Annotated in this window: 1 protein-coding gene; it reads right to left on the bottom strand. The window is 75.6% G+C overall.

Annotation, left to right across the window (positions count from 1 at the left end; translation table 11 throughout):
- Window positions 1-1,264: DUF349 domain-containing protein (locus tag F2B26_RS16280; protein WP_159811118.1), on the bottom strand; the 1,264-nt coding region annotated here is incomplete at both ends.

Raw genomic sequence — 1,264 nt, 5'->3', positions numbered from 1 at the left:
CGTCGGACGCCTTGCGGGTGTTCCCGGCGGCCTCGGCAGCTGCCAGGTCGGCCTCGAGCCCGGCGATGGTGGCCTCGAGCTGGGCGGCCAGGCCCTCGGCCCGCGCCCTGGTCTCGGGGTTGGTCCGGCGCCACTGGCTGTCCTCGGCCTCGCGCACCGCGGTCTCGACCGCACGCATCCGGCCCTCGACTCGCTGCACGTCGGCGCGGGGGACCTTGCCGGCCTGCTCCCAGCGCGCCTGGATGGAACGCAGCGCCGACTTGGCCTTGCCCAGGTCCTTGACGGGGACCAGCGCCTCGGCCTCCGCCAGGAGCTGGAGCTTGACCTGGAGGTTCGCGCCGAACTCGGCGTCGGTGGCCGCGGCCTGCGCGTCACGTGCCGCGAAGAAGGCGTCCTGCGCGGCACGGAACCGCGCCCACAGGGCGTCGTCGACCGAGCGCGCGGCCCGGCCTGCGGCCTTCCACTCGGTCATGAGGTCCCGGTAGGCGGCCGCGGTCGCGCCCCAGTCCGTGCTCGTCGCCAGCTGCTCCGCGCGAGCGACGAGCGACTCCTTGGCGGCCTTGGCCTGGGAGTTGCGGGCCTCGAGCTCGGCGAAGTAGTGCCGACGCTCACGGTCGAAGGTCGTCCGCGCGTGGCTGAAGCGCTTCCAGAGCGCCTCCTCGCTGGTCCGGTCGATGCGCGGGCCGTTGCGCTGGGCGTCCTTCCAGGCGTCGAGCAGCTGGCGCAGCTGCTCACCGGCCGGCCGCCACTGGATCCGCGACGGGTCGGTCTGGGCGATCTTCTCGGCCTGCTCGACGACGGCGGTGCGCTCGGCGAGGGCCTGCTCGCGCGCTGCGGCGCGTTCGGCCTCGGCGACGGCACGACGGGCCGCGGCCACCTCGCGCAGCGCCTGCAGCCGTGCCCGCAGCCCGACGAGGTCACCGACGACCGGCGGCTCGGCGAGCTCCTCGGTCAGCTTGGCGAGCGTCTGGTCGATCTCCTTGACCGCCAGGTCGGTGGCCTGCAGCCGCGCCTCGAAGAGCGCGACCTTGGCCGTGAGGTCGAGGTAGCGGCGCACGTACAGCGCGAGGGCGTCGACGGCGCTGGCGCCCGGCACCTGGCCGACGACGCGCTCCACCGAGTCCTCGATGACGTAGACGGTGCCCTCCTCGTCGACGCGCCCGAACTCGGCGGCGCGGGCGGCCTCGGCGGGGTCGACCGGGGGAGCAGGGGGTGCAGCCGGACCGGGCGCGACGGGGGCTGCCCCGGCGTGCGGCCGGGGGGC

It is taken from the genome of Cellulomonas citrea (assembly GCF_009829685.1).
GTDB lineage: Bacteria > Actinomycetota > Actinomycetes > Actinomycetales > Cellulomonadaceae > Cellulomonas > Cellulomonas citrea.
This window is presented reverse-complemented; position numbering and strand designations above follow the sequence as displayed.